Origin of the sequence: Nocardia sp. NPDC058497 (assembly GCF_042720195.1) — a bacterium.
Classification (GTDB): domain Bacteria; phylum Actinomycetota; class Actinomycetes; order Mycobacteriales; family Mycobacteriaceae; genus Nocardia.
Genome location: NZ_JBHXMY010000804.1, coordinates 1 through 2138 on the forward strand (window position 1 = coordinate 1; position 2138 = coordinate 2138).

At 64.1% G+C, this 2138-nt stretch carries 1 protein-coding gene; it reads right to left on the reverse strand.

What is annotated here, in order from left to right; all coding sequences use genetic code 11:
• On the reverse strand, window positions 1-1971 hold a 1971-nt coding region (locus tag ACFWPJ_RS31175), incomplete at its 3' end, for a tyrosine-type recombinase/integrase (protein WP_378856850.1).
• Window positions 1972-2138: the final 167 nt, after the last annotated feature.

Here is a 2138-nt window from a genome sequence, read left to right on the forward strand (position 1 = left end):
CCGCAGCAGGTCGGCCAGGTATGCCTCCAAATCTGGCAGGTAGGAGACATCGGTGGAGAAGTGCGAGCAGCCGACGCAGCGGAACCGAACGGGACAGTCCTGGCCGCCGGCGGCGACATTGCTGGGCTCGCTGCAGGTGCCGTATGGAACTGCGACCTCGCCGACAGCGCGGCGCAGGTGCTCGGAGTCCAGCAGTGCCTTGACTTCTCGCCAGACCCGATTGCCGTGTCGGTCGAATTGCATGGCCGTGACTTGTTCGACCGCTTCGCGTCGCCGCTTCTCCCCGATCCGGTAATAGGTTTGGGTGGTGTCGATCTGGCGGTGCTGCATCAGCTCACGCAGGACATCGACGGGGACGCCGGCATCAGCATGGCGCTGGGCATAGGTGTGGCGGTAGGCGTAGGGGAAGATCCGAGTCTTGTCGAACGGGAGCAGCTTCGTCACGGGTGTGCCGTCGATGGTGACCGTCAGCGGAATAAGTATCTCGGGCATGGCATCGACCCATTCGCGGTGACGTTTGGTGATTCCCTTGTGGTCGAGCGCGCGTCGGCCGTGTGGATTCTGTTTCGGGGCAGGAAGCAGCTTCAGTTCGCCTGGGGGCGTGTGTGGGAAGCGTTCTCGGGTGCGTGTCTGCTGGCGCTGGATCAGCGCCGCGGTCGCGCCGTGGATCGGCAGGCGCCGTCCTTCGCGGTTGGCCTTGTAGTCGTTGTAGACGATCACTGGCTTGCCGTCCGCGTCCTTGTCGAGGCAGTCCAGCATCAGTTCGGTGATCTCTGCTGGGCGTCGACCGGTGTCGATGATCAACTCGACGGCCACCCGAATCTCGGGATAGGACTGAACCTCCAGCTCGGGCAGGTAGCTGCAGAGCTGGCGCATGACCTCGTCCGGAAGGGCTCGGCCGACGTCGTCTTCCTCCGGGTTGTCAGGGGTGTCCCCGGCGACGATCACGAAATCGTCGGCTAGCCCGTGAGCAGGCGCGTCGGGACGTGTCTGCCCGGTCGAGCGGAGGCCGGCGAGGACCTGACCGGCTCGATAAACGGCATTGAGTCGGGAGGAGTAGCTGATCGTTCCTTCAGCGTGCAGGAACGCCAGCCGATTCAAGAACGACGTGATGTCGTTGCGGGACAACATAGTTGGGTCCAAGCCGTGATCGCAACGCTGAATCCGCAGACTCTCCGAGAGCAGGACCATGGTTTTGACCAGCTCGCGAACGTGGTTTGTCGAGCTTGGTCCGCGACGCTGTGGAAGCTCATTGGCGGCCCACGCTTTGACCGCTTCCTTCAGCCAAGGCTGGGAGATCTCGTGGAACCAGATCCGTCCCCGGTGCCCGAAGACCGCGGTGTTCCATTCGTCTTTGTGCCGTTCGGTTTCCGGGCTCGACCGCAACAGCTTCGAGGAGTCGACGACCCATTTGCAGACCTGCCGCGCGGAAACGCTCAGATCAGCAGGGTCGACCGCCTCGACGGTGTCCAACTGCTTGAAGCGGACGTGGTCGGCGAGGCGGCGGACCGCGTTCGGTTGCGTCTTGATCGCGGCGCGGACACGTTGCTGCAGGCCGAACAAGATCTCGAAGACGACGCGGTCAGGTAAGCCGCGCAGGCTGACCTCCCCTCCGCGCGCAACGGCCGGCTGAGTCAGCCTCCAATGCGGTTCATCCGCCGCGGTGAAGCGGCCCATCCGCCGGTCGGCGGCCCATCGAAGGCCGTGGCTGCGGCAGTAGGGACCTCCGGTGATCCGGTCTCGCGTGCAAGCAAGCACCGAACATGCGCCGAGCGACGCAAGGCCGACAACCTTCGGGTGAACCAGGAATTCCTCGAGCGGCAGCTTGAGACTGTGCTTCTGTTGAAAGGAATGCGCGCTGCAAAGACCCACAGTCGACACCTGCCACGGCCGCTCACACAGCGAGACAACGCACTTGCCGGGCTCCATCTGACGAAGCCGAACCCGGGGCACGAGCACGAATTCCGCCATCGGTGGACATCCGCGGTCCTGCCAGCGGGTGCGGCAGCTCTGACAGAGCCCGCCGATCCCAGGCGCGCGTTCAGTGCACTCGGGAATCGCGCACACATTCCAGCCCAGGATGGGATTGGTCTTCGGGAACATCATCGCCCGTTGCTGCGGAGACCATCCGACGAGCT